We start from the raw sequence: 25,924 nt of genomic DNA, 5'->3' as shown, positions 1-25,924 counted from the left end.
CGGTCATACGGCGGCCTCCGCGGGCTGGGGCGGGCTGCCGAGGAGCAGGTGCAGCACCGGCTCCACCGCGTCGGCCCGGTCCGTGTCGAGGCCCGGTCCGAACCCCGGGTACGGGTGGTCCGCGCCGTCGGACCCGGCGCCCCCGGCGCTCTCGGGGGCGGGGCCGCGCCGGACCAGCTCGCCGAGGGTGCGGCGTACGCCCGGTTCGTAGGCGGAGAACGTACGGCGCAGGAGCGGCAGTACGTCGGTGAAGGTGTCGGCGGGTACGCCGGTGAGCCAGGCGTCGACCAGGCCGAGCAGCCGTTCGTCGTGGACCAGCAGCATGCCGCCGCCGGACGCCCCGCCGACGAACCCCTCGATCCAGGCCGCCGCGTCGGCGGGCGGGGTGCCGGGCGAGAGGGCCAGGCCCATCAGCCGGGCGGCCTCGTCCTCGGTGAGCCGCCCCTCGTCGAGCAGCAGCCGGGCGGCCCGGCCCCGGATGATCCCGGCGACCGTGTCGCGGTCGGCCAGCTTGCGCAGGACGGTGCTCCAGCGGTCCCGCAGCCCCTCGGCGGGCGCCGGGCCCGCGGTGAGCAGCCCGATCGCGCCGTGCACCCCGTCCACCTGGCGGCGCAGCGCCTCGGCCCCGTCCGCGTCGAGGCCGGTGCAGGCCGGGGGCAGGCCGACGCAGATCCGCTCGGCGAGCCCGGCGGCGACCTCGGCGAGCGCGGCGGTGTCCGTGGAGCGCACGTCCCCGTAGCGCAGGGAGCGGGCGAGGGCGGGGAGGGCGTCGGCGAGGTGGCCGACGTCCGCGTCGAGCGCGGCGCGGTCGGCGAGGGCCTTCATCACGACGGGCAGCGCTTCGGGCAGCCCGGCCAGCAGGCAGTGCTCGGCGAGGGCGGTGACCTCGGAGAGCGCGGTCGCCGCCAGGGCCTGGGACTCGGCCTTCGCCGTGGCGGCGGTCTCCACGGTGGTGCCCCACACCCCGGCCTCGGCGACCCGGACATGCAGCTCGGGCTCCCAGCGCAGCCGCCAGCTCTCCCGGAACGTGCCGGTGCTGCCCCGGCCCTCGGCCGGTTCGCCCCAGCCGATGGAGAGGAGGCGCAGCCGGTGCAGGAGACGGCTTCTGGCCGCGTCGGTCTCCTTGCGCAGGTCGAGGTCGAGCTCCTTCTCCAGCGCTTCCGGCTTGAGACGGAGGGTGCGCTGGGTGCGGGTCAGATCGCGTTGGAGCGGGACGGCGGGGGCGCTGTCGGGCACCTCACCGAGGGTCTCGCCGACCACCAGGCGGTCCTGGATGAGCGCGAGCGGTACGTCGGAGCCCTCGCACATCACGGCCCGTACCGCGTCGGTGGTCTCGGTCAGCCCCGCCAGCGGGCGGCCCCGCATCGCGGCGAGCGTCTCGGCGAGCCGGACGGCCTCGATGACATGGGCGGTGGAGACGAACCGGTCCTCCTCGCGCAGCAGTCCGGCGACCTTCGTCATCCAGCGTTCGACGGGCCGGTCGGCGGCGGCGAAGAGGTGCCCGTACCAGCCGGGTGAGTCGATCCCGGCACCGTAACCGCTGTGCCGGGCGAGGCGGCGGTGGGTCCACGGCACCCACGTCATCTCGGTCTTGACCTTGGGGAGCCCCTTGAGCAGCGAGCGGTCGGCGGCGAGGGTGGTGCGGGTGGCGAGCGCGGGGACGTGCCAGGCGCCGCAGACGACGGCGACCCCGTCCCCGAACTCCTTGCGCGCGGTGCGCAGCTGGATGCGCATGTACGCCTCGCGCACGGCGTCCCGGGGGTGCCCGCCGTCCCCGTACGCCTCGCGCAGGGCGGTCATGGCCTCGGCGAGCGCGGTGAACGGCGCGAGCGGGTCACCGGAGGTGGCGGTGGTGGCGGTGCCCGGGGTGCTGCCTGGAGTGGTGCCGGTCGGGGTGCCGGTGCCCGGTGGGCGGTCGGCTTCCGGTGAGCGGTGCTCGACGACGTCCTCCCACCAGCGCTCGGGGTCGTCGTATCCGGCGGTCTCGGCGAGCACCCGGACCGGGTCGACGACGGGCGTGACCTCCTCCTCGGTGGCTGCCGGGCCGGTCTCCTCGCCCTGGGGTCCGCCGTGGGGCTCCTTCAGGGCGAGGGAGTGGGCGGCGGGGAGGTCGATGAACCGCACCGGGACGTCATGGGCGAGGGCCCAGCGGATCGCCACCCACTCCGGCGAGAACTCCGCCAGCGGCCAGAAGGCCGCCCGCCCCGGGTCGTCCACGGCATGGGCGAGCAGCGCGACGGGCGGGCGCATCCGCGGGTCGGCGGCGAGCGGCAGCAGCGCGTCGCCCTCGGGCGGCCCCTCGATGAGGACGGCGGCCGGGCGTGCGGCGTCGAGCGCGGCACGGACCGCCCGGGCCGAGCCGGGCCCGTGGTGCCGCACGCCCAGCAGCAGGGGCGCGTCGAGGGCGGGTCCGTCCGCCGCCGGGGCCTCGGATACGGTGCGGTCGCTCATACGGAGACCTCGCGGCAGGCGCGGTAGAAGTCCTTCCAGCCGTCCCGCTCACGCACCACGGTCTCCAGATACTCCTGCCAGACCACGCGGTCCGCGGCCGGGTCCCGGACGACCGCGCCGAGGATGCCCGCCGCGACATCGCCGGGGCGCAGGATGCCGTCGCCGAAGTGGGCGGCGAGGGCGAGGCCGTTGGTGACGACGGAGATCGCCTCGGCCGTGGAGAGCGTGCCCGAGGGCGACTTGAGCTTGGTGCGGCCGTCGGTGGTGACGCCGTCGCGCAGTTCCCGGAAGACCGTCACCACGCGGCGGATCTCGGAGAGCCCCTCCGGTGCGGCGGGCAGGTCCAGGGAGCGGCCGATCTGGTCGACGCGCCGGGAGACGATGTCGACCTCGGCGTCGGGGGTGGCGGGCAGCGGCAGGACGACGGTGTTGAACCGGCGGCGCAGGGCGCTGGAGAGCTCGTTGACGCCCCGGTCGCGGTCGTTGGCCGTGGCGATGAGGTTGAAGCCCCGGACGGCCTGGACCTCCTGCCCCAGCTCGGGGACGGGGAGGGTCTTCTCGGACAGGATCGTGATGAGCGAGTCCTGCACATCGGCGGGGATGCGGGTCAGCTCCTCGACCCGGGCGGTCATGCCCTCCGACATCGCCCGCATCAGCGGACTGGGCACCAGCGCGTCGCGGCTGGGGCCGTGGGCGAGCAGCTGGGCGTAGTTCCACCCGTAGCGGACGGCTTCCTCCGGGGTGCCCGCGGTGCCCTGGACGAGCAGGGTGGAATCGCCGCTGACGGCGGCGGCGAGGTGTTCGGACACCCATGTCTTGGCGGTCCCGGGGACGCCGAGCAGGAGCAGCGCGCGGTCGGTGGCCAGGGTGGTCACGGCCACCTCGATCAGTCGGCGCGGGCCCACGTACTTGGGCGTGATCACCGTACCGTCGGGCAGGGTCCCGCCCTGGAGATAGGTGGCGACGGCCCAGGGCGAGAGGCGCCAACGGGCGGGCCTGGGGCGGTCGTCGGCGGCGGCGAGCGCCTTCAGCTCGTCGGCGAACGCGTCCTCGGCGTGCGGGCGCAGGGCCTCGGTGCCGGGCGCCTCGGCGGCTGCGGTGGTGGTTTCGGGCACGGTCATGTATCCCCCTCCAGATCGTCGACAGACCGTCGACCTGATGTGGTTCCCACCGTGCACCATGCCACTGACAACGGGCCCTCACCGCAGGTCGGAGCCCCTGCGGAGGCCGGGGGCACGGAGGGCCGGGAAGGCCCCCCGGGGGGATCGGCCCACGGTCGAATCCGCAGGTCGGGGCGGATTGTCAGTGGTGCCCCCTACCGTCGTTCCCATGCTGCTATCTCACGGGGGAGAACCCTTGCCCGCCACGGAACCGGTGGCGCGCTGGACGGTGGAACAGGTGCTGGCCCTGGCTCCTGACGACGCATCACGCAAGGCGGGGAACAAGCTGGCCTCGGCCGGGCACTGGTCGGGGGCCGGTTTCGACGGATCGGGGGCGGTGTGGGGGCTGTGCAAGGGAAGCGGGAGCAAGCCGTATCAGACGGTGGTCGATACCACTGGCCCCGCGTACAAGTGCAGTTGCCCGAGCCGCAAGTTCCCCTGCAAGCACGCGCTGGGGCTGCTGCTGCTCCGGGCGTCCGGCGACGGGGCGCTCCAGCCGGGTGAGCAGGCCGACTGGGCCGCGCAGTGGCTGGAGTCCCGCCGGGGCCGGGCGGAGGCCAAGCAGGCCAGGCAACAGGCCGCCGCGAGCGGGGAGTCGGCGCCCGGCCCCGCCGACAGCGCCGCCGCCAGGAAGCGGGCGGAGCGCCGGGCGGAGCGTGTCACCGGGGGCGCGCAGGAGCTGGAGCAGCGCCTCACCGATCTGCTGCGGGGCGGACTCGCCACCGCCGACCACGCGGGTTACGCCCTGTGGGAGGAGACCGCCGCCCGTATGGTCGACGCCCAGGCGCCCGGACTGGCGGGCCGGGTCCGGGAGCTGGGGGCCATACCCGGCTCCGGGCCGGGCTGGCCGGTGCGGCTGCTGGAGGAGTGCGGACTGCTCCATCTGCTGGACACGGCCTGGCTGGGCCAGGAGCGGTTGCCCGAGCCGCTGGCCGCGACGGTGCGTACGAGGGTGGGGCTGCCCATGTCCGCCGAAGGCCCGCCGGTCCGCGACCACTGGCTGGTCCTCGCGCAGTACGACACCCCGGACGGCCGGCTCGTCACCCGGCGGATCTGGCTGTACGGGAGGGAATCGGGCCGCACGGCCCTGCTGCTCTCCTTCGGTGCGGTGGGCCGCGCCCCGGAGCTCGCGCTGCCGACGGGCGCGACGCTCGACGCCGAGCTCACGCCGTACCCGGGGGGCGGGCTGCGGGCCGAGCTGGGCAGGCAGTTCGCGCTGCCGGTGGCGGTGCCCGGGCCGGAAGCGGGTGGTGCGGAGGCGCTCCCTCCGGCTCCAACCCCGGAGGCGCTCCGCTCGGTGCCGGGGACACCGCTGGGCACACCGCCGGGGGCTTCCGTCGCCGCCGCCCTCGCCGCGTACGGGGACGCGCTGCGGGGCGATCCGTGGCTGGACGCCTGGCCGGTCACCCTGCGCGATGTCATACCCGTGCCGTCCGGGGACGGCTGGCAACTGGCCGACGCGGAGGCCGAGTCCGCGCTGCCCCTCGCCCCGGCGGCCCTGTCCCGCCCGGGGCTGTGGAAGCTCGTCGCGCTCTCCGGCGGTGGCCCGGTCACGGTCTTCGGCGAGGTGGGCCACCGCGGCTTCGACCCGTTCGCGGCCTGGGACACGGGGGCGGAGGGCCGGGGCGGCGCCGGGGACGCCACGGACGGGATCGTGCGGCTCATCTGACCTGCGCGGGTGCCCTGCGGGCGTTCCGTGGGGGCGCCATGGGCATGCGCCTGGGCTCCCCGCCCACCGGCATCCCATGGGGACGGCCGTGAGGACGCGGCCTGGCGGCCACCCACCGGCACCCGGCACCCCACCCTCACCTCGCAGCCACCCGCAACCCGCCCCGCCGCCCACCCCCGCCACCGCCACCGACTCCCGCTGAACGCCACTGAAAGGGACCCGATGCCTCGCACCACCACTCAGCCGACCGGGCCCGCGACGGACACCGCGGCGCCCCGCCATCCCCTTGCCTCCCTCCCCTGGGAGGAGCTGGTCACCTCGGCGCTGCTGGGCACCGACCGGCGTCCGCCGACGGCTCCCGGGGGTCCGGCACCGGCCGACGGGCCGGGTGCCCTGCTGGACGCCGCCGCCCTGCACACCGTGCGGCGGCGGGCCGGGCTGCGGCCCGCCGTGCCGGGGGCCAGGCCCGCGCCCGCGCCCCACGACCCGCGCCCGCCGCTTCCCGAGGCCGCCCGGCAGCGGCTGGCCCAGCTGCTCGCCGACCGGTCCGCGCCGAACGCCGCCGGGCGGCGCGGGGCCTCGCCCGACCTCACCGAGCTCATCCCGCAGTGGCTGGCCACCGCCAACCGGCAGGGGTTCCGGGCCCCGGTCGCCCTGCTGCCGCCGCTGCTGGACGCCGCACGGGCCCGTACCGACCTGCGCCCCCAGGCGCTCGCCTTCGCCGGGCCGCGCGGGCTGTGGCTGGCCGCGCTGAACCCCGAGTGGAAGTTCGCCCTGCGCGGTTCGGCGGGCGGTGCGCTCGTCCCGGACACCGGCGACCCGGAAGCGGTGCGCCGGCTGTGGGAGGAGGGGCTGTTCGCGGAGCGGATCGCGCTGCTCGACACCGTACGGGCGCAGGACCCCGCCGCCGCGCTCGCCCTGCTGACCACCACCTGGTCCACCGAGCGGGCCGAGGACCGGCTGATGTTCCTGGACTCCCTGCGTACGGGGCTCGGCGCCGCCGACGAGGAGTTCCTGGAGCAGGCGCTCTCCGACCGCAGCCGCAATGTGCGCGCCACGGCCGCCGAGCTGCTCTCTGCCCTGCCCTCGTCGGCCTTCGCCGGGCGGATGGCGGACCGTGCGGCCTCGTGCGTCAGTCCCGACCGTACGGGGACCGGTGCCTCCGTCGCCGTGGAGGCACCGCACGAGTGCGACGCCGGAATGCAGCGGGACGGGGTGGTGCCCGTTCCGCCGACGGGCCGGGGCGAGCGGTCCTGGTGGCTCGGGCAGCTGGTGGAGGCCACCCCGCTCGGGGTCTGGGGGGAGCGGTTCGGCGGGCGCCCGGCCGAGGAGATCGTGGCGCTGCCGGTCGCCGACGGCTGGGCGGGCGAGCTGCACGCCGCCTGGGCCCGGGCGGCGGTGCGCCAGCGCGACCCGCGGTGGGCCCGGGCCCTGCTCGGTTCGCCGTCGGCGCCCCCGGCCGACTCCCCCGGGCCCGCGTCGATCGCCGAGCGGTCCAAGCTCCTGGCGGTGCTGTCCCAGGCCGAACGCGCCGACTGGGTGGCGGCGTTCATCTCCGCGCACGGGCTCTCCGAGGCGTTCCAGCTGCTCGGGGTCTGCACGGTGCCCTGGACCGGGCCGCTGGGCCGGGCCGTGGTCGACGCGCTGGACATCGCGCGGGACGGCGGGAGTTACCCGTGGAGCTTCAGCGGGGTGATGGGCCTGGCCGAACGCTGCCTGGACCCGGCCGAGGCCGACCGCCTGGAGGTCCTCACGACCACCCCGGACGAGCAGGAGGGAGCGTCACCGGGGGCGGGCGGTTACTGGTCGGAGGCGTTCCAGCGCCTGATCTCCACCCTGCGTCTGCGCGCCGCGATGGAGGCCGAGCTGACCGCCTGACGCCCCGGGGCCGACGCCGGGCCGGTCGCCCCGGCCCCGACCGCGTACGCGTGCGGGCTCCCGGGCCGTACGCGGGGACGTACGGCCCGCACGTCAGGTCTGTGCGTCAGGTCGGTGCGTCAGGTCTGTGCGTCAGGTCTGTGCGTCAGGTCTGTGCGGGCTGGCGGACGTTGGCGTTCACCCAGGAGACGATCTCGGTGGTCGTCGCACCCGGGGTGAACAGCTCCGCCACGCCCAGCTCCTTCAGCGGGGCGATGTCGTCCTCCGGGATGATCCCGCCGCCGAAGACCTTGATGTCCTCCGCCTCCCGCTCCTTGAGCAGCTCGATCACCTTCGCGAACAGCGTGTTGTGCGCCCCGGAGAGGATCGAGAGGCCGATCGCGTCGGCGTCCTCCTGGATCGCCGTGTCGACGATCTGCTCGGGCGTCTGGTGGAGCCCCGTATAGATGACCTCCATACCGGCGTCCCGCAGCGCCCGCGCGATCACCTTAGCCCCGCGGTCATGGCCGTCGAGCCCCGGCTTGGCCACCACCACACGGATCGGACCGGTCACACCCATCACTGCCTCCACATGGTCTCCCGTGCCTGAAGGGCCGGGGATGTGAACGAACGTTATCCACAGCATCCCGCAAGCCGCCGTTTCGCGGCAGGCGGGGAGGGGGAAATCACACGTGGGACATGTTCGCCAGGCGTCGTCCCCCTTATGACGCGGCCGTCCGGCCGCGCGGGACACCCGCCTGGGGAGCCGCTACGAGGTCGCCGTACCACCGCGCCGCCAGCCGCACGGCACGGTGGTACGGCACGTCGCCGCCTCCCCGTACGCCAGTAGCAGGAGGTCGGCGTGAAGGTCCTCCCTTTCCTCTCCCTACCGCCCCGCCTCCCGGGCCTGCCGTCCCTGCCGGGGCCCGGGCTGTCGACCGCGCTGCTCGGCGCCACACTGCTGGAGCTCGTCGTCCTCACCGGCCATCTGGCCGCCTACCCCTTCGGCCTCACCCAGGAGCGCCGCCTCCCTCGCCCCCGGCCGGAGGCGCCCACCGGCCCCCTGCCCCGCTCCCCCGGCGCCGACCGGCCCGTCGTCCTGCTGCACGGGTTCATCGACAACCGTTCCGTCTTCGTCCTGCTGCGCCGCTCCCTGGCCCGGCACGGCCGCCGCCATCTGGCGTCCCTCAACTACTCGCCGCTCACCCGCGACCTGCGCACCGCCGCCGAGCTGCTCGGGCGGCACGTGGAGGAGGTCTGCGCCCGCACCGGGCAGCGCGAGGTCGACATCGTCGGGCACAGCCTCGGCGGACTGATCGCCCGCTACTACGTGCAACGACTGGGCGGCGACCACCGGGTGCGCACCCTCGTCACGCTCGGCACACCGCACGGCGGCACCGCCGTCGCCCCCGGAGCAGGCATTCACCCCATCGTGCGGCAGATGCGCGGCGGCTCCACGCTGATCGAGGAGCTGCGCCGCCCCGCCCCCGGCTGCCGGACCCGGTTCGTCAGCTTCTGGAGCGAGCTGGACCAGGTGATGGTCCCGGTGGAGACGGCCTGCGTCGACCACCCCGACCTCGACGCGGTGAACGTACGCGTCACCGGGATCGGGCATCTCGCGCTGCCGGTGCACCCGGCGGTCGCCACCGCCGTCCGTGAGGCTCTGGAGTCACCGGAGACGCGGGAGACCACAGCGGCCTCAAGCGGAACGACTTCCGCCGCTTGAAATAGAACACGCTTCGAACATAGAGCCAAGCCTCTGTCTGCCGTCCACCGAAAGACGGCCGATTGCCCGTTTCCTGAGGACGCAAAACCTGCCGAAGATTGTCGTCCTCACATACTGCCGGGTACAGTCGCGGCCACTGCTTCCCTCTGGGACACCCCTGACCGGGACCCAGAACAGTCCTGCTGCCGAGGCGAGAGAGAAGTTGGTGAACGACCAGCACCCCCACGCCGGGCCCGTCGGGTACGACACCCGATCAACCGGTAGCTTCGACACCGACCCGCTCTTCGGTTCCCTCCACGGCGGTTCTGATACCCGCGACACCGCGGACTACGCGGCTTCCGGAGCGACTTCCGGATACGACGGCTCCTACACCGACGTGAGCGGCCACCCCACGCACAGCGGCCACGACGTTCACCAGGGCCACAGCGGGCAGTACGACTCCTCCGCCTGGGACACGGGCGCGCAGCAGACCGTCACGTACGACACGTACGCCTCCCCGGCACCGACCGCCGACGCCCACCAGCCGTGGGACACCGGGGCGACGCCCGCCTGGCAGCAGACCTCCGACCCGGACCCGGCCGGCCAGTGGGCGGCCACCGACACGGGCGCGTTCCCCACCGCCGGGTTCACCGCGACCACGTACGGCACAGCCCCCTACGGGACGGGCACGTACGACACGGGGACGGGCGCGTACGACACCGGCTCCTACGACGCCCCCACGTACGGGACGGGCACCGCCTACGCGGCCGACGGCTCCTACGGGACGGACGGCTACGAGACCGGTGCACACGACGCCGGCGCGTACGACACCGGCGCGTACGGGACGGTCGGGGCCGACGACACCGGCGCGTACGCCACCACCGCCTTCACCACCGGGGTGTACGACAGCGGCACGTACGACACGGGAACGGGCTCGTACGACACGGGGACGGGCGCGTACGACACGGGGACGTACGACACCGGCGCCTACGACGCGACCGCCTGGAACTCCGGCGCCACGCCCGGGGAGACCGCGTACGAGCCCGAACAGACGTCGCATCAGCTGTACGAACAGCAGGCGCCCGAGGCGGACGGCCCCGAAGCGGCCGAGGAGCCCGGAGCGGACCGTACGGCCGAGGAGCGGGAGGCCGTCTCCAGCACGGCCGAGTTCCCCGCCCTCGTACCGGACACCGCGCCCTCCCCGAACCGGGGCGGCCCCGCCCCCTCCGAGGCCGAAGCCGAGACCGCGGCCAGGGCTCCGGAAGCCCCGCTCTCCGTCGACCGTACGGTGGTCCGCACGCCCACCCCGCGCAGCCGGGGCCGCCGCCGCACCCCCGCCAAGCGGTCCGCCCTCCTGACCGTCGCAGTCCCCTCCGCCTGCGTGATGAGCGTCGCTGGCATCGCCGCCGCCTCCGTCAACGGCATCGGCGGCGAGGAGAAGCCGGAGGAGACCACCTCCCTGGCCGTCGCCGACCCGAGCACGGTCAAGGCGGTGGCCGCCGCGAACAAGCGGCTCGACAGCCAGCTGGAGCAGCTCTCCGAGGGCAGCGACGACTTCCGCGAGCGCGCGAGCCGCACCCAGGAGCGCATCGACCTGAAGCAGCGCCAGGTGGCGGAGAAGAAGAAGCGCGAGGAGGAGGCCGCACGCCGCGAGGCGCTGCGCCCCAAGTTCGTCCTGCCGGTCCGGCAGCACGGGCTGAGCGCCTACTACGGCCAGGCGGGCGTCAACTGGATGTCCGTGCACACGGGCATCGACTTCCCCGTGGGGTACGGCTCCCCGGTGATGGCCGCGACCGACGGCACCGTGCGCACCCAGTACAACAGCGCCTACGGCAACATGGCGATCGTGACCATGGCCGACGGCACGGAGACCTGGTACTGCCACCTGAGCAGCACCAAGATCCGCTCGGGCCCGGTGAAGGCCGGTGACGTCATCGCGTACGCGGGCAGCTCCGGCAACTCCACCGGCCCGCACCTGCACTTCGAGGTCCGGCCCGGCGGCGGTGCGTCGGTCGACCCTCTGGCGTGGCTGCGCAGCCACGGCGTCGACCCGACCTGACGGGAACGTACATACGGCGAAGGGGGCGGGGCGGCTTCGACAGCCGCCCCGCCCCCTTCGCGTACGCCTCTTCCCGTACGCGTCCCGGGTCCTACAGCTTCTCGACCGGCGCGTACCGCAGGAGCAGCTTCTTGGGGCGCTCGTCGCCGAAGTCCACCGTCGCCTTGGCCTGGTCGCCTACCCCCTCGACGGCCGTCACCGTGCCCAGCCCGAACTGGTCGTGCGTGACCCGGTCCCCGACCACCAGCGTGACCGTCGGCTTCTCCGTGCCCCGCCGGGTCGCGAAGCCCGAGGGGCCGGAGCGGGTGCGTGAGGAGGAGAGCGAGGACGTGATGCCCGAGGTGGGTCCGGCCGGGGCGGCCATCGGGCCCTTGCGCTTCCAGTCCAGGTGCGCTTCCGGGATCTCCTCCAGGAACCGCGAGGGCGGGTTGTACGAGGGCTGACCCCAGGCGCTGCGCATCGCGGCCCGGGTCAGATAGAGCCGCTCGCGGGCGCGGGTGATGCCGACGTACGCGAGGCGCCGCTCCTCCTCCAGCTCCTTGGTCTGGCCGAGGGCCCGCATGTGCGGGAAGACGCCGTCCTCCAGGCCGGTGAGGAAGACGACCGGGAACTCCAGGCCCTTCGCCGTGTGCAGGGTCATCAGCGTGATGACGCCGGAGCCGTCCTCGTCCTCGTCGGGGATCTGGTCGGAGTCGGCGACCAGCGCGACCTTCTCCAGGAACTCCGCGAGCGTGCCGGTGCCCTCCTCGTCGCCGCGCTCCTGCTCGAACTCGAGGGCGACGGCGGCGAGTTCCTGGAGGTTCTCGATACGGGTCTCGTCCTGCGGGTCCGTGGACGCCTGGAGCTCGGCGAGATAGCCCGTACGCTCCAGCACCGCTTCCAGCACGACGGCGGGCCCGGCACCGGACTCGACGATCGTACGGAGCTCCTCCATCAGCGTGTTGAAGCGCTTGACGGCGTTGGAGGAGCGGGCCGCCATCCCGTACGCCTCGTCGACGCGGCGCAGGGCCTGCGGGAAGGAGATCTTCTCGCGCAGCGACAGGGCGTCGATCATGGCTTCGGCACGGTCGCCGATGCCGCGCTTGGGCACGTTGAGGATGCGGCGGAGCGGGACGGTGTCTTCGGGGTTGGCGAGGACGCGGAGGTAGGCCAGGACGTCCCGGACCTCCTTGCGCTCGTAGAAGCGCACACCGCCGACGACCTTGTAGGGCAGGCCGACGCGGATGAAGATCTCCTCGAAGACACGGGACTGCGCGTTGGTGCGGTAGAAGACGGCGACATCGCCCGCCTTGGCGTCGCCCTTGTCGGTGAGCCGGTCGATCTCGTCGGCGACGAACTGGGCCTCGTCGTGCTCGGTGTCGGCCACATAACCGGTGATGCGGGCACCGCTGCCGGCGTTGGTCCACAGGTTCTTGGGGCGGCGGCTCTCGTTGCGCTCGATGACCGCGTTGGCGGCGGAGAGGATCGTCTGCGTGGAGCGGTAGTTCTGCTCCAGGAGGATCGTCTTCGCGTCCGGGTAGTCCTCCTCGAACTGGAGGATGTTGCGGATGGTCGCGCCCCGGAAGGCGTAGATCGACTGGTCCGCGTCACCGACGACACACAGCTCGGCGGGGGCGTCGGCGGCCTCTCCGGCCGGGCCGACCAGCTCCCGCACCAGCGTGTACTGGGCGTGGTTGGTGTCCTGGTACTCGTCGACCAGGACATGACGGAAGCGGCGGCGGTAGTGCTCGGCGACATCCGGGAACGCCTGGAGGAGGTGGACCGTCGTCATGATGATGTCGTCGAAGTCCAGCGCGTTGGCCTCGCGCAGGCGGGCCTGGTAGAGGCTGTACGCCTGGGCCAGCGTCTTCTCGAAGCCGTCGGCGGCCTGTCCGGCGAAGGTCTCCTCGTCGATCAGCTCGTTCTTGAGGTTGGAGACCTTGGCGGTGAAGGACTTCGGCGGATAGCGCTTGGGGTCCAGCTCCAGATCGCGGCAGACCAGGGCCATCAGGCGCTTGGAGTCGGCGGCGTCGTAGATCGAGAACGACGAGGTGAAGCCGAGCTTCTTCGACTCGCGGCGCAGGATGCGGACGCACGCGCTGTGGAAGGTCATGACCCACATGGCGTTGGCGCGCGGGCCGACGAGCTGCTCGACGCGCTCCTTCATCTCGCCCGCGGCCTTGTTGGTGAAGGTGATCGCGAGGATCTGCCCCGGGTGGACCCCGCGCTCGGCCAGCAGGTGGGCGATGCGGTGGGTCAGCACCCGGGTCTTGCCGGAGCCTGCCCCGGCGACGATGAGCAGCGGGGACCCTGCGTGCACGACGGCGGCGCGCTGCTCGGTGTTCAGCCCTTCGAGCAGCGCGGCGGAGTCGATGACGGGGCGCGGGTGGCCGTCCCGGTAATACCCGTCGCGGGGCGGCGGGGGCGCGTCGAAGACGCCCTCGAAGAGTCCCTCCGGCACCGCTTCGGGTGCGTGGTCCTCGGGGGGCGGCGGCGGGCCGTCCTCCGCGGGCTGGAGGCCGGTCAGGAAGTTGTCGTCAAAGAGGCTGCTCATCGCCCTCCGAGTCTAGGGGGCCGCACTGACAACGTTCGGCCGAAGGCCGCACGCAGCTCCCCGGGCCCGTACGGACGGAGAGCGGACGTCGACGTTCCGTGAAGGAGTGCCCGGTCGGAGGGGGTGCGGGGCCCGGGACGGGAAAAGGTCACGAAAATGTATCGGGCATATCGCTCATCCTCCTTCCCAGCGGCGGGCCGGGTTGGCTAGCGTGCTCGGTCAGGTGATCCGTAGCTCCCTGAGGCGAACCGCGTCTCACGGTCACCTCTGCCGAATCCGTGCCGCCCTCCCGGCGGTTCGGAACCGGGGACCCACACGCGTAACCGGGGTGAATCGGTCCGTGCCCGCGCATGACGGACCGTAGGACAGCCTTCCGTTCCCGTCCGAACCCGACAGCTAACCCGGTAGGCGGTCCACGGAAGGAGATGCCGGTCTTGGCATCGCATCGCAAGCCGCGCACGAAGGTGCGCACCACCACCCCCGCCGTCGGGTTCACGACGGCCGCGCTGGCCTCCGTGACGCTGCTCTCCACGCAGAACGCGACGGCGGCGCCCGCCGAGCCGAAGCCGGCCGTCGAGGACGTGCAGAAGAAGGTCGACGAGCTCTACCGGCAGGCGGGCAGCGCGACCCAGCAGTACAACCGCGCCAAGGCCGCCTCCACGGCCCAGCGCACCAAGGTCGACACGCTGCTCTCCGACGTGGCGAAGCGGACCGAGAAGATCAACGAGGCGCGCCGGGAGCTGGGGTCCTACGCGGCGGCGCAGTACCGCACGGGCGGCATCGCGCCCACCGCGACCTTCTTCCTGGCGGACGATCCGCAGGCGTACTTCGACCAGAGCCGGCTGATGAGCCGGTCGACGGAACGGCAGCAGAAGGCCGTCGAGGACTTCCGTACGCAGCAGGCCGCGGCGGCGAAGAAGCGCGCGGAGGCCGTGAAGAGCCTGGAGTCGCTCACCGAGACGCAGGCCACACTCCGCTCCAGCAAGCAGAACGTGCAGACCAAGCTCGCCGAGGCCCGGACCCTGCTCGCGCGGCTGACCGCCGAGGAGAAGGCGCGGCTGGCGGAGCTGGAGCGCAAGAAGGAGGCCGAGGCCAGGGAGAAGGCGGAGAAGCTGGCCGCCCGCCAGGCCGCCGAGAAGAAGGAGCGCGAGGAGGCGGAGAAGAAGGCCCGCGAGGAGGCCGCGAAGGAGTCCGGCGGGGACAACGGCTCCGGCTCCGGCAACGGCGGCGGTACGGGGACGGGCCCGGGCGCCGGTACGGGTACGGGGGCGGGCGCCGGGGCTGGCAGCGGCTACGCGGCCAAGGCCGAGCAGGTGCTGGCGTTCGCACGCGCCCAGATCGGCAAGCCGTACGTGTGGGGGGCCTCGGGCCCGTCCTCGTACGACTGCTCGGGGCTGACGCAGGCGGCGTGGCGGGAGGCGAACGTGACGCTGCCCCGGACCACCTGGGACCAGGTGAAGGTGGGCACCCGGGTCGCCACGTCCGATCTTCAGCCCGGCGACCTGGTCTTCTTCTACGACGACATCAGCCACGTCGGCATCTACAAGGGCGACGGGATGATGATCCACGCCCCGAAGCCGGGGACGAACGTCCGCGAGGAGTCGATCTACTCCATGCCGATCTACGGCAGCGTGCGTCCGGCTTAGGGGGTGTGCGGTGGCAGCCCTCGGCGGGCTGCCACCCGGGTCTCTCAGGTCCAGAGCGTGGCGATGAAGATGTTGGCGACCGTCAGGGCGCCGACCGCCGCGAAGGCGCCCTTCTCGACCTTCTCCTCGTCCCGCTTGACGTAGACGAGCGCGAGGATGACGACGAGGAGCGCCAGCTTCACGCCGATCTTGATGTTGTTCACGGCCTGGCCGTCGGACTCGTTGAGGCCGACCAGGGCCACGCCGGTGATCAGCATGGTCAGCGCGCCGTGCAGCATGGCGGGCACGAAGCGTGCGGTGCCCGCGCCGATGGCCTTCATCTGCGTCAGGAAGCCGCCCAGCAGGGAGGCGATGCCGATGATGTGCAGGGCGACAAAGACATTGATGAGTACGTCCATGGCTCCGGAGCCTAGCCATGGCCAAAACTTTACCCAGCAGTGAGGCAAGCCTTCCTTGACGCCTTCGCCGGAACTGTACGCCGCGCGCCCGAAGCTGCCGGAATGATCAGCTCCACCTCTGCGTCACCGGTCATCCGGCGGTGCTGAAACGTCACATCCGGGCAATAGCTGTCATGGCGAACCTTTTCCGCGCGCCCGGATTAGCGTCCCTGGCGGACCTGCCGGTATCCCCCGGCGGGCAGCCGACAGGAAGGATGCCGCCCCCGTGGCCGCGCACCGGAAATCCGCTCACCGGAAACCCAAGCAGCGCCCGTTCTCCGGCCCTGCTGCCCGCACCGCCGCCACCCTGGCGCTCGCCGGGGCCGCCACCGCCACCTCGGCGACCGGGGCCGGGGCCGCCCCCGCCGAGCCCGCCCCCACCGCCGCCCAGGCCCGGGCGAAGGTCGACCGGCTCTACCACGACGCCGAGGTCGCCACCGAGAAGTACAACGGGGCGAAGGAGAAGGCCGCTGCCGCCACGAAGGCCGTCGACGCCCTGGCCGACGAGGCCGCGCGCCGCACCGAACGTCTCAACACCGCCCGCCACGCGCTCGGTTCGCTGGCCACCGCCCAGTACCGCACGGGCGCCCTCGACCCCGCCGTACAGCTGGCGCTCTCCTCGGACCCCGACACCTATCTGGAGCGGTCCGCCTATCTGGACCGGGCGGGCGACCGGCAGGCGGGTCTGCTCAGCGGCGTCCGGCGGCAGCTCTCCGGCCTCGCCCGGGTCAAGGCCCGCGCCGACCGGGAGACCGAGGCGCTCGCCGCCCGCCGGGCCGAACTGCACCGGCACCGCACCGCGGTCCAGACCCGGCTGGCCGACGCCCGCAGGCTCCTGGCCACCCTCACCGCCGAGGAACGCGCGGCCTTCGAGCGCTCCGCCGACGCCCGCCACGGCGGCGGCCCGGCCCACGCCGACCGCTCCACCGCCCGCACCCCGGCCGCCGCCCCCGCGCCCCCGGCCTCCGGCACCCGCGCGGCCCGGGCCATCTCCTTCGCGCACGGGGCGATCGGCAAGCCGTACGTCTGGGGCGCGACCGGCCCGAACGCCTTCGACTGCTCGGGGCTGACCCAGGCGGCCTGGCGGGCGGCGGGCGTCAGCCTGCCCCGCACCACCTACACCCAGATCAACGCCGGGCAGCGGGTCTCCCGCTCCCAACTGGCCCCCGGCGACCTGGTGTTCTTCTACTCGGGGATCAGCCACGTCGGCCTCTACATCGGCAACGGCCAGATGATCCACGCCCCACGCCCGGGAGCGCCGGTCCGCATCGCGCCCATCGATCAGATGCCCTTCGCGGGGGCCACCCGGGTGGCGTGAGGCCACGAGCCCCGGGGGCTCGGGCCCGGCGCGCTCAGACCAGCCGTCGCGCCGTCGCCCAGCGGGTCAGCTCGTGCCGGTTGGAGAGCTGGAGCTTGCGCAGCACCGCCGAGACATGGGACTCGACCGTCTTCACCGAGATGAACAGCTGCTTCGCGATCTCCTTGTACGCGTACCCCCGGGCGATCAGCCGCAGCACCTCGCGCTCGCGCTGGGTGAGCCGGTCCATGTCCTCGTCGACCGGCGGGGCGTCCGTGGAGGCGAAGGCGTCCAGGACGAAGCCGGCCAGCCGCGGGGAGAAGACCGCGTCGCCCTCCTGGACCCGGAAGACGGAGTCGACCAGATCGGTGCCGGTGATGGTCTTGGTGACATAGCCGCGGGCGCCGCCCCGGATCACGCCGATGACGTCCTCCGCCGCGTCCGAGACGGAGAGCGCGAGGAAACGGACGGGGTCGTCGGCCGCGCCCATCAGCGGGGCGCAGCGGCGCAGCACCTCGACGCCGCCGCCGCCGGGGAGGTGGACGTCGAGGAGGACGACCTCGGGGCGGGTCGCCGTGATGACGGTGACCGCCTGGTCGACGTCGGCGGCCTCGCCGACCACTTCGACGCCGGTCTCCTCGGTGCGGCCGATCTCGGCCTGGACCCCGGTGCGGAACATCCGGTGGTCGTCGACGAGCACGACCCGTACCCGTCGCTCCGGGCCCCCGGTGGCTTCGGTGTTCTCGGTCATTCGCTCGCCCTCTCCATCTCCAGCTCGACCTCGGTGCCCCCGCCGGGCACCGAACGCAGCCGGGCAGTACCGCCGTTGCGCTGCATCCGGCCGATGATTGATTCTCGTACGCCCATCCGGTCGGCGGGAACCTCGTCCAGGTCGAACCCCGGACCCCGGTCCCGTACGGAGACGAAGACCGTGGTGCCCTCGACCTCCGCGAAGACCTGGACGGCACCGCCCTCGCCACCGTACTTGGCGGCGTTGACCATCGCTTCGCGCGCGGCCTGCATCTGGGCGCCCAGCTTGTCGTCGAGGGGGCAGTCGCCGACCACGACGACCTCCAGGGGGACGCCGTGCTTGTCCTCCACCTCGGCGGCGGCCCGCTTCACGGCCTCGGCGAGGGTCTCCGGTTCGTCGTCCTCGTCCTTGCCGGTGCCCTCGGGGTTGTAGAGCCAGTTCCGCAGCTCGCGCTCCTGGGCGCGGGCCAGGCGTCTGACCTCGCCGCCGTCGTCCGCGTTGCGCTGGATCAGGGTGAGGGTGTGCAGGACGGAGTCGTGGACGTGGGCGGCGACCTCGGCGCGCTCCTGGGCCCGGATGCGCATCAGGCGCTCCTCGGAGAGGTCCTGGGTCATCCGGACGAGATAGGGACCGGCGAGCAGGGCGATGCCGGTGAGGACGGCGATGGCGGCGGTCAGGACGTTGCCGAGCTGGGCGGCCGAACCGCGCACCACCATGAAGACGGCGAGTCCGAGGCCGACGAGGGCGACCCCGGCGAGGGCGCGCGCCAGGTGCAGCAGCCGACGGCGGCGGCCGACCTCCATCCAGCGGGCCCGCCGGGCGTTGTCCGCCTGGCGCCAGACCAGGACGGAGCCCGCGCCGATCAGGAGCGTCGGCCAGATGTAGCGGTCCGCCTCGCTGCCCATGTCGACACTGGAGACGAAGGCGACGGCCCCGACGAGCAGGGCGACGAGCGCGAAGACCTGGCCCGGGTCCGGCTTGCGGAGCCGACGGCGGCCGTCCGGAGCGGTCTCGAAGACCGAGCGCGGGGGGTGGGCGTCGCCGACACCGCCGACACCGAGGGGGACGACGATCCAGAACACCGCGTACAGCAGGGCACCCAGGCCGTCGCTGAGGAAGAGCCCGAGGAAGACGAACCGGACCCAGGCGACCGGCAGCCCGAGGTGACCGGCGAGCCCGCGCGCGACGCCGCCCAGCATCCGCCCGTCGGCGCTGCGGTACAGCTTGCGCAGCGGCGGCTCCTCCGGGTCGGAGGCGAGTGAGCTGTGCGCGGCTCGGGCGGTGGCGGCTGGCATACCCCGATCGTCACACGGCCCGGGGGCGCGAGGCATCAGGGTAGTCCCCCTGATCGACCCTGAGGGCTCCCACCGGACGACCCTGATGCCTGCCCCACCCCCGTCGCCCCGGAGCCCCGTCGCCCCGGCACCCCCGGCACCCCTGCGGGAAGGCCCGGCGCAAAATCAGGGACCGGCCAGGGTCGGCGCGGGTCCCGTCGGGCGGTGCGGGCCGTCACCATGGGGGTATGACCGCTCCTTCGGACGCCGCCCCCGGCGTCGCGCCCCCCGACGCACCCCCACCGCAGCTGCGGCGCAGCCCGCGGCAGAAGGTGGTGGCCGGGGTCTGCGGCGGCCTGGGCCGGTACTGCGACGTGGACCCGGTGATCTTCCGGATCGTGCTCGGCGTCCTCTCGGTGACCGGCGGCATCGGTCTGATCTTCTACGGCTTCGCCTGGCTGCTGCTGCCCCTGGAGGGGGAGGAGGAGAACGAGGCGCGCCGACTGCTGTCGGGCCGGGTCGACGGGGCGTCCCTGGTGGCGCTGCTGCTGGCGCTGATCGGCTGCGGGCTCTTCCTGTCGATGCTGGGCAACCGGGGGATGCTGGCGTTCGCCGCGCTGCTGTCGGTGGCTGTCGTCGGCTTCGCGGTGTGGACGCAGGCCCGCCGGTCGGCGGCGCCCCCGGAGGACCCACCGGGCGCGCCCCCGGCCCCGGCCCCCGCGCACCCAGGCGGCCTCGGTACGGCTCCGCCGGAGGTCAAGGCCCCGCCGAAGCCGGGCGGTCCGTCGTGGTGGCGCGACCCGATCGTCAAGGACGGTACGACGGGCCCGGTCGGCACGGGCTATCTGTGGGGCCCCTCGGACATCGACCTGGAGGCGGCTCGGGAGACGGTCCTGGCCCACGGCCCCAGCCCCGACGCCCCGTTCCGCCCGCCCGGTCCGGCGCCCGCCCCGCCGGGGCCGCGCTCGATCGGCGGCCTCACCTTCTCCGCCGCGCTGGCGGCGGGCGCGCTGGGCATCTGGCTGAGCTGGCCGGACCAGCCGCTGGGCACGGTGCTCCAGATCGGCCTGGTGGCCGCCCTCGCCGTCCTGGGGCTCGGCCTGCTGGTCTCCTCCCTGCTGGGGCGGACCGGCTTCGGCACGGTGCTGCTGGCGATGGTGACGGTGGTGCTGCTGGCGGGCGCGACGCTGGTGCCGAAGGACATCAGCACGGACTGGGCCCGCAAGGAGTGGCGCCCCTCCGAAGTGGCCGCCGTGGAGCCGGTGTACCAGCTGGGTGGCGGTGACGTCCGGCTGGACCTGTCCGGGGTGGAGGTCCCCCGGGGCGAGACCGTACGGACCCTGGTGGAGATCGGGGCCGGGCGGGTCGTCGTCGTCGTCCCGGAGGACGTGACGGTGAAGGTGCGGGCCAAGATGGGGCTCGGGGAGGTCCGGCTGGACGAGGGGCAGCGGGAGCAGCTCCGGATCAGGAGCGACGAGACCATCGAGCGCACCCTGGCACCGCCCGAGGGCGCCGGGCCGTCCGGGACGGTCGAGCTGGATGTGCAGGTAGGACTCGGACAGGTGGAGGTCAGCCGTGCTGCGTCATGAGTTCCGGCCCGGGCGGGCGGTGCTGGGCCTGTCGATGCTGGCCCTGGCCGGGGGGTTCGCGGCCGACGCGGCCGGGGCATGGAAGATCCCCTGGGCCTTCTTCCTGCCGGTGCTCCTCGGCGGGCTGTGGCTCTCCGCCGCGGCGACCTGGGCCGCCTACCTGGTCCGGCGGCGCCGGGACGCGAGGAAGGCGTCGGCGGAGAACACCGGGGCGCCCGCGAGCACCAAGGGGAGCCACGCCATCAAGTAGGGGAGGTCGTTGCCGTAGTAGTACGGGGTCGTCTGCCAGCTCACGGTCAGCCACAGGCTCAGCGAGATCAGCGCGCCGCCGAGCGCGGCGAGCCGGGCCCAGAGGCCGACGAGGGTGCCGAGGCCGACGAGGAGTTCGCCGATCGCGATGGCGTAACCGAACCCCTCGGGGCTCCTGAGCGCCAGGTCGACGAGGGCGGGGACCGCGGCGGAGTCGCGGACCACGCTCATCGTCTCGCCGATGGAGCCGGAGCCGGTGGCGGAGAGGAACGCGCTGTCCGTCAGCTTGTCGAGCCCCGCGTAGACGAAGGTGACGCCGAGGAAGATCCGCAGCGGCAGCAGGGCGTACTCCCGCGCCCGCTCGCGCAGCCCTTTCGGTTCGTCCGGACCGTACGAACCGCCGCTGTCGCCGCCGTAACCGCTCATCACCGCTGCCCCGCTTCCCGAAGACCCGTCATCCGACCATACGTACGCCGGTCCGGCGGCGCTCACCAGGGTTGCGGGGCAATCAGCGGAAGAAATTGCAAGGGAGCAGGGAAGCGGATGCGGTCAGTCCGTCACATCGATGGAGCAGCGGTTGGTCTCCACCCCGGCGGCGGTGACGACCTGGACGTCCACGGTCCCCGGCTCGACCTCGACCGGCACCGGCACGGTGAGGACGGTGTCGGTCGGGTTGGCGAAGCCTCCGGCGACCGGGATCAGCGGTACGTGGACATGGACCGTGCCGATCCGGACGACGAGCCGGGCCAGCCGGTCGGGGCTGCCCGCGCCGGGCGGTACGAAGCCCGCGCCCCGGATCTCGATGTCGTCGCCGGTCCGGATCGGGGCGTCCAGGTCCCCAGCCTCCCGAGCCCGTACGACGGAGAGCACGACCGGACGGCCGCCCTCCGCGTACTTGCCCGCGAAGTACGTCGCCGCCGAGACCGCCACCAGCAAGGCGAGCCCCCACGGCAGATCGGGCAGCTGCTCGGGGCGGCGGGCCAGCCGGACGGCGGCGAACAGTACGGCGACGGCGCTGACCAGCACGTACTGCACATCCGTGAACGAGCCGCGCCCCGAGTCGTCGGTGAGCAGATCGGCGGCCCGCGGCCGGTCCGCGCGCAGCTTCTGGAGCCGCTGGCCCAGCACCCGTACGGTCACCACCCGGCGTACGACGACGGCGACCGCGCACACCAGCGCCAGCACGGTCAGCACCCCGACGGACCGCACCAGGTCGAGCCCCTCGATCAGCGCGTCACGGTCGGCCGGGTCGGAGGCACCCGCCAACTGGAGGGCGAGGACGAGAACGGCGAAGACGGCGAGGAGCACCCAGGCGGCGGCGACGGTCCTGGACGTGGAGAGCCGGTTGTCCTCGCCGATCAGCGGGGCGAGGAGGCCGCCCCGGGCCCGGTGGAAGCGGGCGGCGGCGGTCAGCAGGAGGGCGGTCACGAACGCGGCGGCCAGCGCGGCGGTGCGGGCGGTGGTCCAGCCGGGCCCGATCGCGGTGAGGCTCGCGCCGACGAGCAGGGCGAGCACCGCGCCCCAGACGACGAACAGGGTGGACCGCCACACCTGGTGGAGCCAGACGTCCCCGGCGGCCCGGCCCCGTTCGGCGACGGTCCGGGCGGACTCGGTCAGCTCGTCGGAGACCCACTGCCGGGAGGCGGAGGCGGACTGGGCGACCCCGGCGGGCAGACCGTTCCCGGCGGCCAGTTCGTCCCGCTTGGCCAGGAACGCGGCGACCGCGCGCCGGTGTCCCTCGCGTGCTCCGTGCGGGCAGTCGCCGCACGTACAGCCCCCTCCGTGCGTACCGCTCGCCCTTGCCTCGTCCAACGCCACGGAGATTTACACCCTTTCCCACCCCGGTACAGCCAACTCACCTGTGATACCAGCGAATTGTGCCGTACAGGACGGCCGCCCCGCGCATCGGGGCGGCCGGGGGCGGGCAGCCGTCAGAACGTTCGACTGATCCGCTGCCACAGGGGCTGGTAGTTGATCCACGCCACCAGGTCGCTGCCGAGCTGCTCACGGGTGGTGACGGCGTCCCGGTGGTCGATCAGCACGGGCTTCCCGGCGGCCCGCGCCAGCAGCTGCACCTGGCAGGCGCGCTCCATGGTCAAGAACCACCAGGCCGCCGCGTCCACCGAGTCGCCCACGGTCAGCAGCCCGTGGTTGCGCAGGATGATCGCCTTCCGCTCACCGAGCGCGGCGGCGATCCGCCGCCCTTCCTCCTCGTCCACGACGACGCCCGTGTACGTGTCGTGGAGGACATGGTCCTCGTAGAACGCACAGGCTTCCTGGGTGATCGGCTCGATCAGCTCCCCCAGCGCGGCCAGCGCCCGCCCGTGCGTGGAGTGGGTGTGCGCGACGGCGACGGCCCCGGGCCGGGCCCGGTGCACGGCCGCGTGGACGGCGAAGGCGGCCTGGTTGACGTGGAACCGGCCCTGGACCACCTGTCCGTCGCCGTTGACGAGGATCAGGTCCTGCGGGGCGATGTCGGCGAAGGGCGCCCCGAACGGGTTGACCCAGTAGCAGTCGTCCAGCTCCGGATCGCGGACGGTGATGTGCCCGGAGACCCCGTCCTCGTACCCGTACTGCCCGAACAGCCGCAACGCCCCCGCGAGCCGACGCCTGCGGTACGTCCGCTCCTCGTCCGGCGACGCGTGCACGGGCGGCATCGCGAAGTGCAGCTGCTCCACGGGGACGGGTGCGGGGGCGGGCACGGCGGGCGGCTCGGACATGGCGGACTCCTCACTTTCCCGGGGGCGTACGGGACCGGAAGTTACCGGCGGGTGGGGGTGAGGGGAAGGGGTGGGGCGGGCTAGGGGCGGCGGCGGTTGATCGCGGTGAGGTCGATCTCCAGAGGGAAGGGGACGGTCAGCGTAAGCTTGTCCCGGTGGATGCCCGTGGGTACGTAGACCTTGAGAGCCGGGTCGAGCTCGTAGACGTAGACGACCGGTACTCCCTCCTCGTCCGCTTCCACCCGCCAGAAGTGCCGCACTCCGGCAGCGGCGTACTTGCGGGGCTTGACCTCCCGGTCACGCTGTACCGAGTCGTCGGACACCACCTCGACGGCGAGCACGACGTCCTCGGGACGGAACCATGTCTGGCGTGGCCCCGTGTTCGCCTCGGCGGGGAACACCAGCACGTCCGGCTCCGGCCGGTTCCTCTCGTCCAGCCTGATGGTCATCTCACGCAGGACGTCCAGGTCAGCCGGCGCCTGGTCCAGGAGGGCATTTTCGAACAGACGCATGGCACGCCCGTGAAAGGCGGTCTGCGGACTCATGAAGACGAGACTCCCGTCGATCAGCTCGGTGTGGGGCGGGAGGCCCGGAATCCGGTCGAGGTCGTCCGCCGTCCAGCCGCCCTCCGGCGGGACGGGCCACCGGTACGGCTGCTGTTCGAGCCTGGGGTCGGGTGCGGCGCTCATGATTGCTCCCATACACCGAAGTCTCGTCTCTTCACTCAGCGTACCCAGCCGATACGACAATGCCGCCGCCCAAACGAATGAGCGACGGCATCAACGTTGACCAGGAGGCCCTACGGGTTCACGCGAACCCGGGAGGTCACTCCCACTCGATCGTCCCCGGCGGCTTGCTCGTCACGTCGAGGACCACGCGGTTGACGTCGGCGACCTCGTTGGTGATGCGGGTGGAGATCTTCGCCAGCGTCTCGTACGGCAGGCGCGACCAGTCCGCCGTCATGGCGTCCTCGGAGGAGACCGGGCGCAGCACGACCGGGTGGCCGTAGGTGCGGCCGTCGCCCTGGACGCCGACCGAGCGGACGTCGGCCAGGAGGACCACCGGGCACTGCCAGATCTCGCGGTCCAGGCCGGCCGCCGTCAGCTCCTCGCGGGCGATGGCGTCGGCCTCGCGGAGGAGGTCCAGGCGGTCCTTGGTGACCTCGCCGACGATGCGGATGCCGAGGCCGGGGCCGGGGAACGGCTGGCGCTGGACGATCTCCTCGGGGAGGCCCAGCTCCTGGCCGACCATCCGGACCTCGTCCTTGAACAGCTGGCGCAGCGGCTCGACGAGCTGGAACTCGATGTCGTCGGGGAGGCCGCCCACGTTGTGGTGGGACTTGATGTTGGCGGTGCCGGTGCCACCGCCGGACTCCACCACGTCCGGGTAGAGCGTGCCCTGCACCAGGAAGGCGACCTCGGGGCCCTCCTCCTGGAGGATCTCCAGCTGGGCCTGCTCGAAGACGCGGATGAACTCGCGGCCGATGATCTTCCGCTTCTGCTCCGGGTCGGAGACCCCGGCCAGGGCGTCGAGGAAGCGCTTCTCGGCGTCGACCACCTTCAGCTTCGCGCCGGTCGCGGCGACGAAGTCCTTCTCGACCTGCTCGGTCTCGCCCTTGCGCATCAGGCCGTGGTCGACGTAGACGCAGGTGAGCTGGGAGCCGATGGCCTTCTGGACGAGCGCGGCCGCGACCGCGGAGTCGACGCCGCCGGAGAGGCCGCAGATGGCGCGCTTGTCGCCGACCTGCTCGCGGATGAGGGCGACCTGCTCCTCGACCACGTTGGTCGTGGTCCAGTTCGGCTCGATGCCCGCGCCCCGGTAGAGGAAGTGCTCCAGGACCTGCTGCCCGTGGGTGGAGTGGAGGACCTCCGGGTGGTACTGGACGCCGTACAGCTTCTTCTCGTCGTTCTCGAAGGCCGCGACCGGGACCACGTCCGTGGAGGCGGTGACGGTGAAGCCCTCGGGCGCCGCCGAGCAGGCGTCGCCGTGCGACATCCACACCGGCTGCTCGACGGGCGTGCCCTCGAAGAGCGTCGAACCCGCCTTCGTGACGTGCAGCGGGGTGCGGCCGTACTCCCGCGCCCCGTTGTCGTCGACCGTGCCGCCGAGGGTGGTCGCCATCAGCTGGAAGCCGTAGCACATGCCGAAGACGGGGACCCCGGCCTCGAAGAGCGAGCGGTCCAGGGAGGGGGCGCCCTCCGCGTAGACCGATGACGGACCGCCGGAGAGGATGATCGCGCGGGGGTTCTTCGCCAGCATCTCGGCCACCGGCATGGTGGACGGCACGATCTCGCTGTAGACCCGGGCCTCACGGACGCGGCGGGCGATGAGCTGGGCGTACTGCGCGCCGAAGTCGACGACGAGGACCACGTCGGCCGTGGCGTCGGGGGCGGCGGGGGGTGCTGCTGGCACGGGGCGGCCTTCCGGCGGTGGTGAAGGGGGTCGGTTCTTCCGATTCTACCGGCCGTGCGCGGGCCCTCCGCCGGTCGGCCACGGGGGCCCGCGTCTCACGATCCGGGCCCCGCTT

Annotated in this window: 20 protein-coding genes; 8 read left to right on the top strand and 12 right to left on the bottom strand. The window is 73.2% G+C overall.

Annotation, left to right across the window (positions count from 1 at the left end; all coding sequences use genetic code 11):
- Positions 1–3: 3 nt before the first annotated feature.
- Positions 4–2,451, bottom strand: coding sequence for a hypothetical protein (locus B7C62_22655; GenBank protein ARF74723.1), 2,448 nt, complete (start codon positions 2,449–2,451; stop codon positions 4–6).
- A complete protein-coding gene (locus tag B7C62_22650; protein ARF74722.1) occupies positions 2,448–3,572 on the bottom strand; it encodes an ATPase in 1,125 nt (374 codons plus the stop codon). Before B7C62_22650 ends, B7C62_22655 begins: the two co-directional genes overlap by 4 nt.
- Positions 3,573–3,780: 208 nt before the next feature.
- Here B7C62_22650 and B7C62_22645 point away from each other — a divergent pair, with 208 nt between their 5' ends.
- Positions 3,781–5,280, top strand: a complete 1,500-nt coding sequence (locus tag B7C62_22645) for a hypothetical protein (protein ARF74721.1) — start codon at positions 3,781–3,783, stop codon at positions 5,278–5,280.
- 222 nt (positions 5,281–5,502) lie between these two features.
- On the top strand, positions 5,503–7,158 hold the full coding sequence (locus B7C62_22640) for a hypothetical protein (protein ID ARF74720.1): 1,656 nt from the start codon (positions 5,503–5,505) through the stop codon (positions 7,156–7,158).
- 145 nt (positions 7,159–7,303) lie between these two features.
- Here the strand turns inward: B7C62_22640 and B7C62_22635 are convergent, their stop codons facing one another.
- Positions 7,304–7,717 carry a methylmalonyl-CoA mutase gene (locus tag B7C62_22635; protein ARF74719.1) on the bottom strand — a complete coding sequence of 138 codons (414 nt, stop codon included), beginning with the start codon at positions 7,715–7,717 and terminating at the stop codon, positions 7,304–7,306.
- A gap of 282 nt (positions 7,718–7,999) precedes the next feature.
- Between B7C62_22635 and B7C62_22630 the strand changes: the two genes are divergently transcribed.
- Together B7C62_22630 and B7C62_22625 are read left to right on the top strand one after the other, a co-directional pair.
- Positions 8,000–8,863, top strand: a complete 864-nt coding sequence (locus B7C62_22630) for a lipase (GenBank protein ARF74718.1) — start codon at positions 8,000–8,002, stop codon at positions 8,861–8,863.
- Between the two features lie 205 nt (positions 8,864–9,068).
- Positions 9,069–10,901 (top strand): peptidase M23, encoded by a 1,833-nt coding sequence (locus B7C62_22625; protein ARF74717.1) that lies wholly within the window; start codon positions 9,069–9,071, stop codon positions 10,899–10,901.
- Positions 10,902–10,992: 91 nt separating this feature from the next.
- Here the strand turns inward: B7C62_22625 and B7C62_22620 are convergent, their stop codons facing one another.
- Positions 10,993–13,434, bottom strand: coding sequence for a DNA helicase PcrA (locus B7C62_22620; GenBank protein ID ARF74716.1), 2,442 nt, complete (start codon positions 13,432–13,434; stop codon positions 10,993–10,995).
- A 434-nt stretch (positions 13,435–13,868) separates the two neighbouring features.
- On the opposite strand from B7C62_22620, the gene B7C62_22615 reads away from it, so the two are divergent.
- Positions 13,869–15,080 carry a glycoside hydrolase gene (locus B7C62_22615; GenBank protein ID ARF77326.1) on the top strand — a complete coding sequence of 404 codons (1,212 nt, stop codon included), beginning with the start codon at positions 13,869–13,871 and terminating at the stop codon, positions 15,078–15,080.
- 44 nt (positions 15,081–15,124) lie between these two features.
- Here B7C62_22615 and B7C62_22610 read toward each other — a convergent pair whose 3' ends face one another.
- Positions 15,125–15,478 carry a hypothetical protein gene (locus tag B7C62_22610; protein ID ARF74715.1) on the bottom strand — a complete coding sequence of 118 codons (354 nt, stop codon included), beginning with the start codon at positions 15,476–15,478 and terminating at the stop codon, positions 15,125–15,127.
- A gap of 265 nt (positions 15,479–15,743) precedes the next feature.
- On the opposite strand from B7C62_22610, the gene B7C62_22605 reads away from it, so the two are divergent.
- Complete coding sequence (locus B7C62_22605) at positions 15,744–16,835, top strand: hypothetical protein (protein ARF74714.1); 1,092 nt, start codon at positions 15,744–15,746, stop codon at positions 16,833–16,835.
- A 34-nt stretch (positions 16,836–16,869) separates the two neighbouring features.
- On the opposite strand, the gene B7C62_22600 is transcribed toward B7C62_22605, so the two are convergent.
- Together B7C62_22600 and B7C62_22595 are read right to left on the bottom strand one after the other, a co-directional pair.
- Positions 16,870–17,565 (bottom strand): DNA-binding response regulator, encoded by a 696-nt coding sequence (locus B7C62_22600; protein ARF74713.1) that lies wholly within the window; start codon positions 17,563–17,565, stop codon positions 16,870–16,872.
- A complete protein-coding gene (locus B7C62_22595; GenBank protein ID ARF74712.1) occupies positions 17,562–18,860 on the bottom strand; it encodes a histidine kinase in 1,299 nt (432 codons plus the stop codon). Before B7C62_22595 ends, B7C62_22600 begins: the two co-directional genes overlap by 4 nt.
- 227 nt (positions 18,861–19,087) lie before the next feature.
- On the opposite strand from B7C62_22595, the gene B7C62_22590 reads away from it, so the two are divergent.
- Together B7C62_22590 and B7C62_22585 are read left to right on the top strand one after the other, a co-directional pair.
- Complete coding sequence (locus B7C62_22590; protein ARF74711.1) at positions 19,088–20,428, top strand: hypothetical protein; 1,341 nt, start codon at positions 19,088–19,090, stop codon at positions 20,426–20,428.
- The gene (locus tag B7C62_22585) at positions 20,415–20,678 is read left to right on the top strand and encodes a hypothetical protein (GenBank protein ID ARF74710.1); all 264 of its coding nucleotides are present in this window, start codon (positions 20,415–20,417) and stop codon (positions 20,676–20,678) included. The genes B7C62_22590 and B7C62_22585 overlap by 14 nt, the downstream gene beginning before the upstream one ends.
- Here B7C62_22585 and B7C62_22580 read toward each other — a convergent pair.
- The 5 genes from B7C62_22580 to B7C62_22560 all read right to left on the bottom strand — a co-directional run bounded on the left by B7C62_22580 (position 20,585) and on the right by B7C62_22560 (position 25,809).
- Positions 20,585–21,103 carry a hypothetical protein gene (locus B7C62_22580; GenBank protein ID ARF74709.1) on the bottom strand — a complete coding sequence of 173 codons (519 nt, stop codon included), beginning with the start codon at positions 21,101–21,103 and terminating at the stop codon, positions 20,585–20,587. The two genes, B7C62_22585 and B7C62_22580, sit on opposite strands and share 94 nt — an antisense overlap.
- A 123-nt stretch (positions 21,104–21,226) precedes the next feature.
- Complete coding sequence (locus B7C62_22575) at positions 21,227–22,495, bottom strand: hypothetical protein (GenBank protein ARF74708.1); 1,269 nt, start codon at positions 22,493–22,495, stop codon at positions 21,227–21,229.
- A 113-nt stretch (positions 22,496–22,608) separates the two neighbouring features.
- The gene (locus tag B7C62_22570) at positions 22,609–23,397 is read right to left on the bottom strand and encodes a class II aldolase/adducin family protein (GenBank protein ARF74707.1); all 789 of its coding nucleotides are present in this window, start codon (positions 23,395–23,397) and stop codon (positions 22,609–22,611) included.
- Positions 23,398–23,477: 80 nt separating this feature from the next.
- Positions 23,478–24,086, bottom strand: a complete 609-nt coding sequence (locus B7C62_22565; protein ARF74706.1) for a hypothetical protein — start codon at positions 24,084–24,086, stop codon at positions 23,478–23,480.
- A gap of 136 nt (positions 24,087–24,222) precedes the next feature.
- Positions 24,223–25,809, bottom strand: a complete 1,587-nt coding sequence (locus B7C62_22560) for a GMP synthase (glutamine-hydrolyzing) (GenBank protein ARF74705.1) — start codon at positions 25,807–25,809, stop codon at positions 24,223–24,225.
- Positions 25,810–25,924: the final 115 nt, after the last annotated feature.

It is taken from the genome of Kitasatospora albolonga (assembly GCA_002082585.1).
In the GTDB taxonomy this organism is placed as follows: Bacteria; Actinomycetota; Actinomycetes; order Streptomycetales; family Streptomycetaceae; genus Streptomyces; species Streptomyces stephensoniae.
This window is presented reverse-complemented; position numbering and strand designations above follow the sequence as displayed.

Coding starts and splice junctions, on each gene's coding strand:
- B7C62_22655 (ARF74723.1), bottom strand. CDS start 2,451: ATGAGCGACCGCACCGTATCCGAGGCCCCGGCGGCGGACGGACCCGCC.
- B7C62_22650 (ARF74722.1), bottom strand. CDS start 3,572: ATGACCGTGCCCGAAACCACCACCGCAGCCGCCGAGGCGCCCGGCACC.
- B7C62_22645 (ARF74721.1), top strand. CDS start 3,781: ATGCTGCTATCTCACGGGGGAGAACCCTTGCCCGCCACGGAACCGGTG.
- B7C62_22640 (ARF74720.1), top strand. CDS start 5,503: ATGCCTCGCACCACCACTCAGCCGACCGGGCCCGCGACGGACACCGCG.
- B7C62_22635 (ARF74719.1), bottom strand. CDS start 7,717: ATGGGTGTGACCGGTCCGATCCGTGTGGTGGTGGCCAAGCCGGGGCTC.
- B7C62_22620 (ARF74716.1), bottom strand. CDS start 13,434: ATGAGCAGCCTCTTTGACGACAACTTCCTGACCGGCCTCCAGCCCGCG.
- B7C62_22610 (ARF74715.1), bottom strand. CDS start 15,478: ATGGACGTACTCATCAATGTCTTTGTCGCCCTGCACATCATCGGCATC.
- B7C62_22600 (ARF74713.1), bottom strand. CDS start 17,565: ATGACCGAGAACACCGAAGCCACCGGGGGCCCGGAGCGACGGGTACGG.
- B7C62_22595 (ARF74712.1), bottom strand. CDS start 18,860: ATGCCAGCCGCCACCGCCCGAGCCGCGCACAGCTCACTCGCCTCCGAC.
- B7C62_22590 (ARF74711.1), top strand. CDS start 19,088: ATGACCGCTCCTTCGGACGCCGCCCCCGGCGTCGCGCCCCCCGACGCA.
- B7C62_22580 (ARF74709.1), bottom strand. CDS start 21,103: ATGAGCGGTTACGGCGGCGACAGCGGCGGTTCGTACGGTCCGGACGAA.
- B7C62_22570 (ARF74707.1), bottom strand. CDS start 23,397: ATGTCCGAGCCGCCCGCCGTGCCCGCCCCCGCACCCGTCCCCGTGGAG.
- B7C62_22565 (ARF74706.1), bottom strand. CDS start 24,086: ATGAGCGCCGCACCCGACCCCAGGCTCGAACAGCAGCCGTACCGGTGG.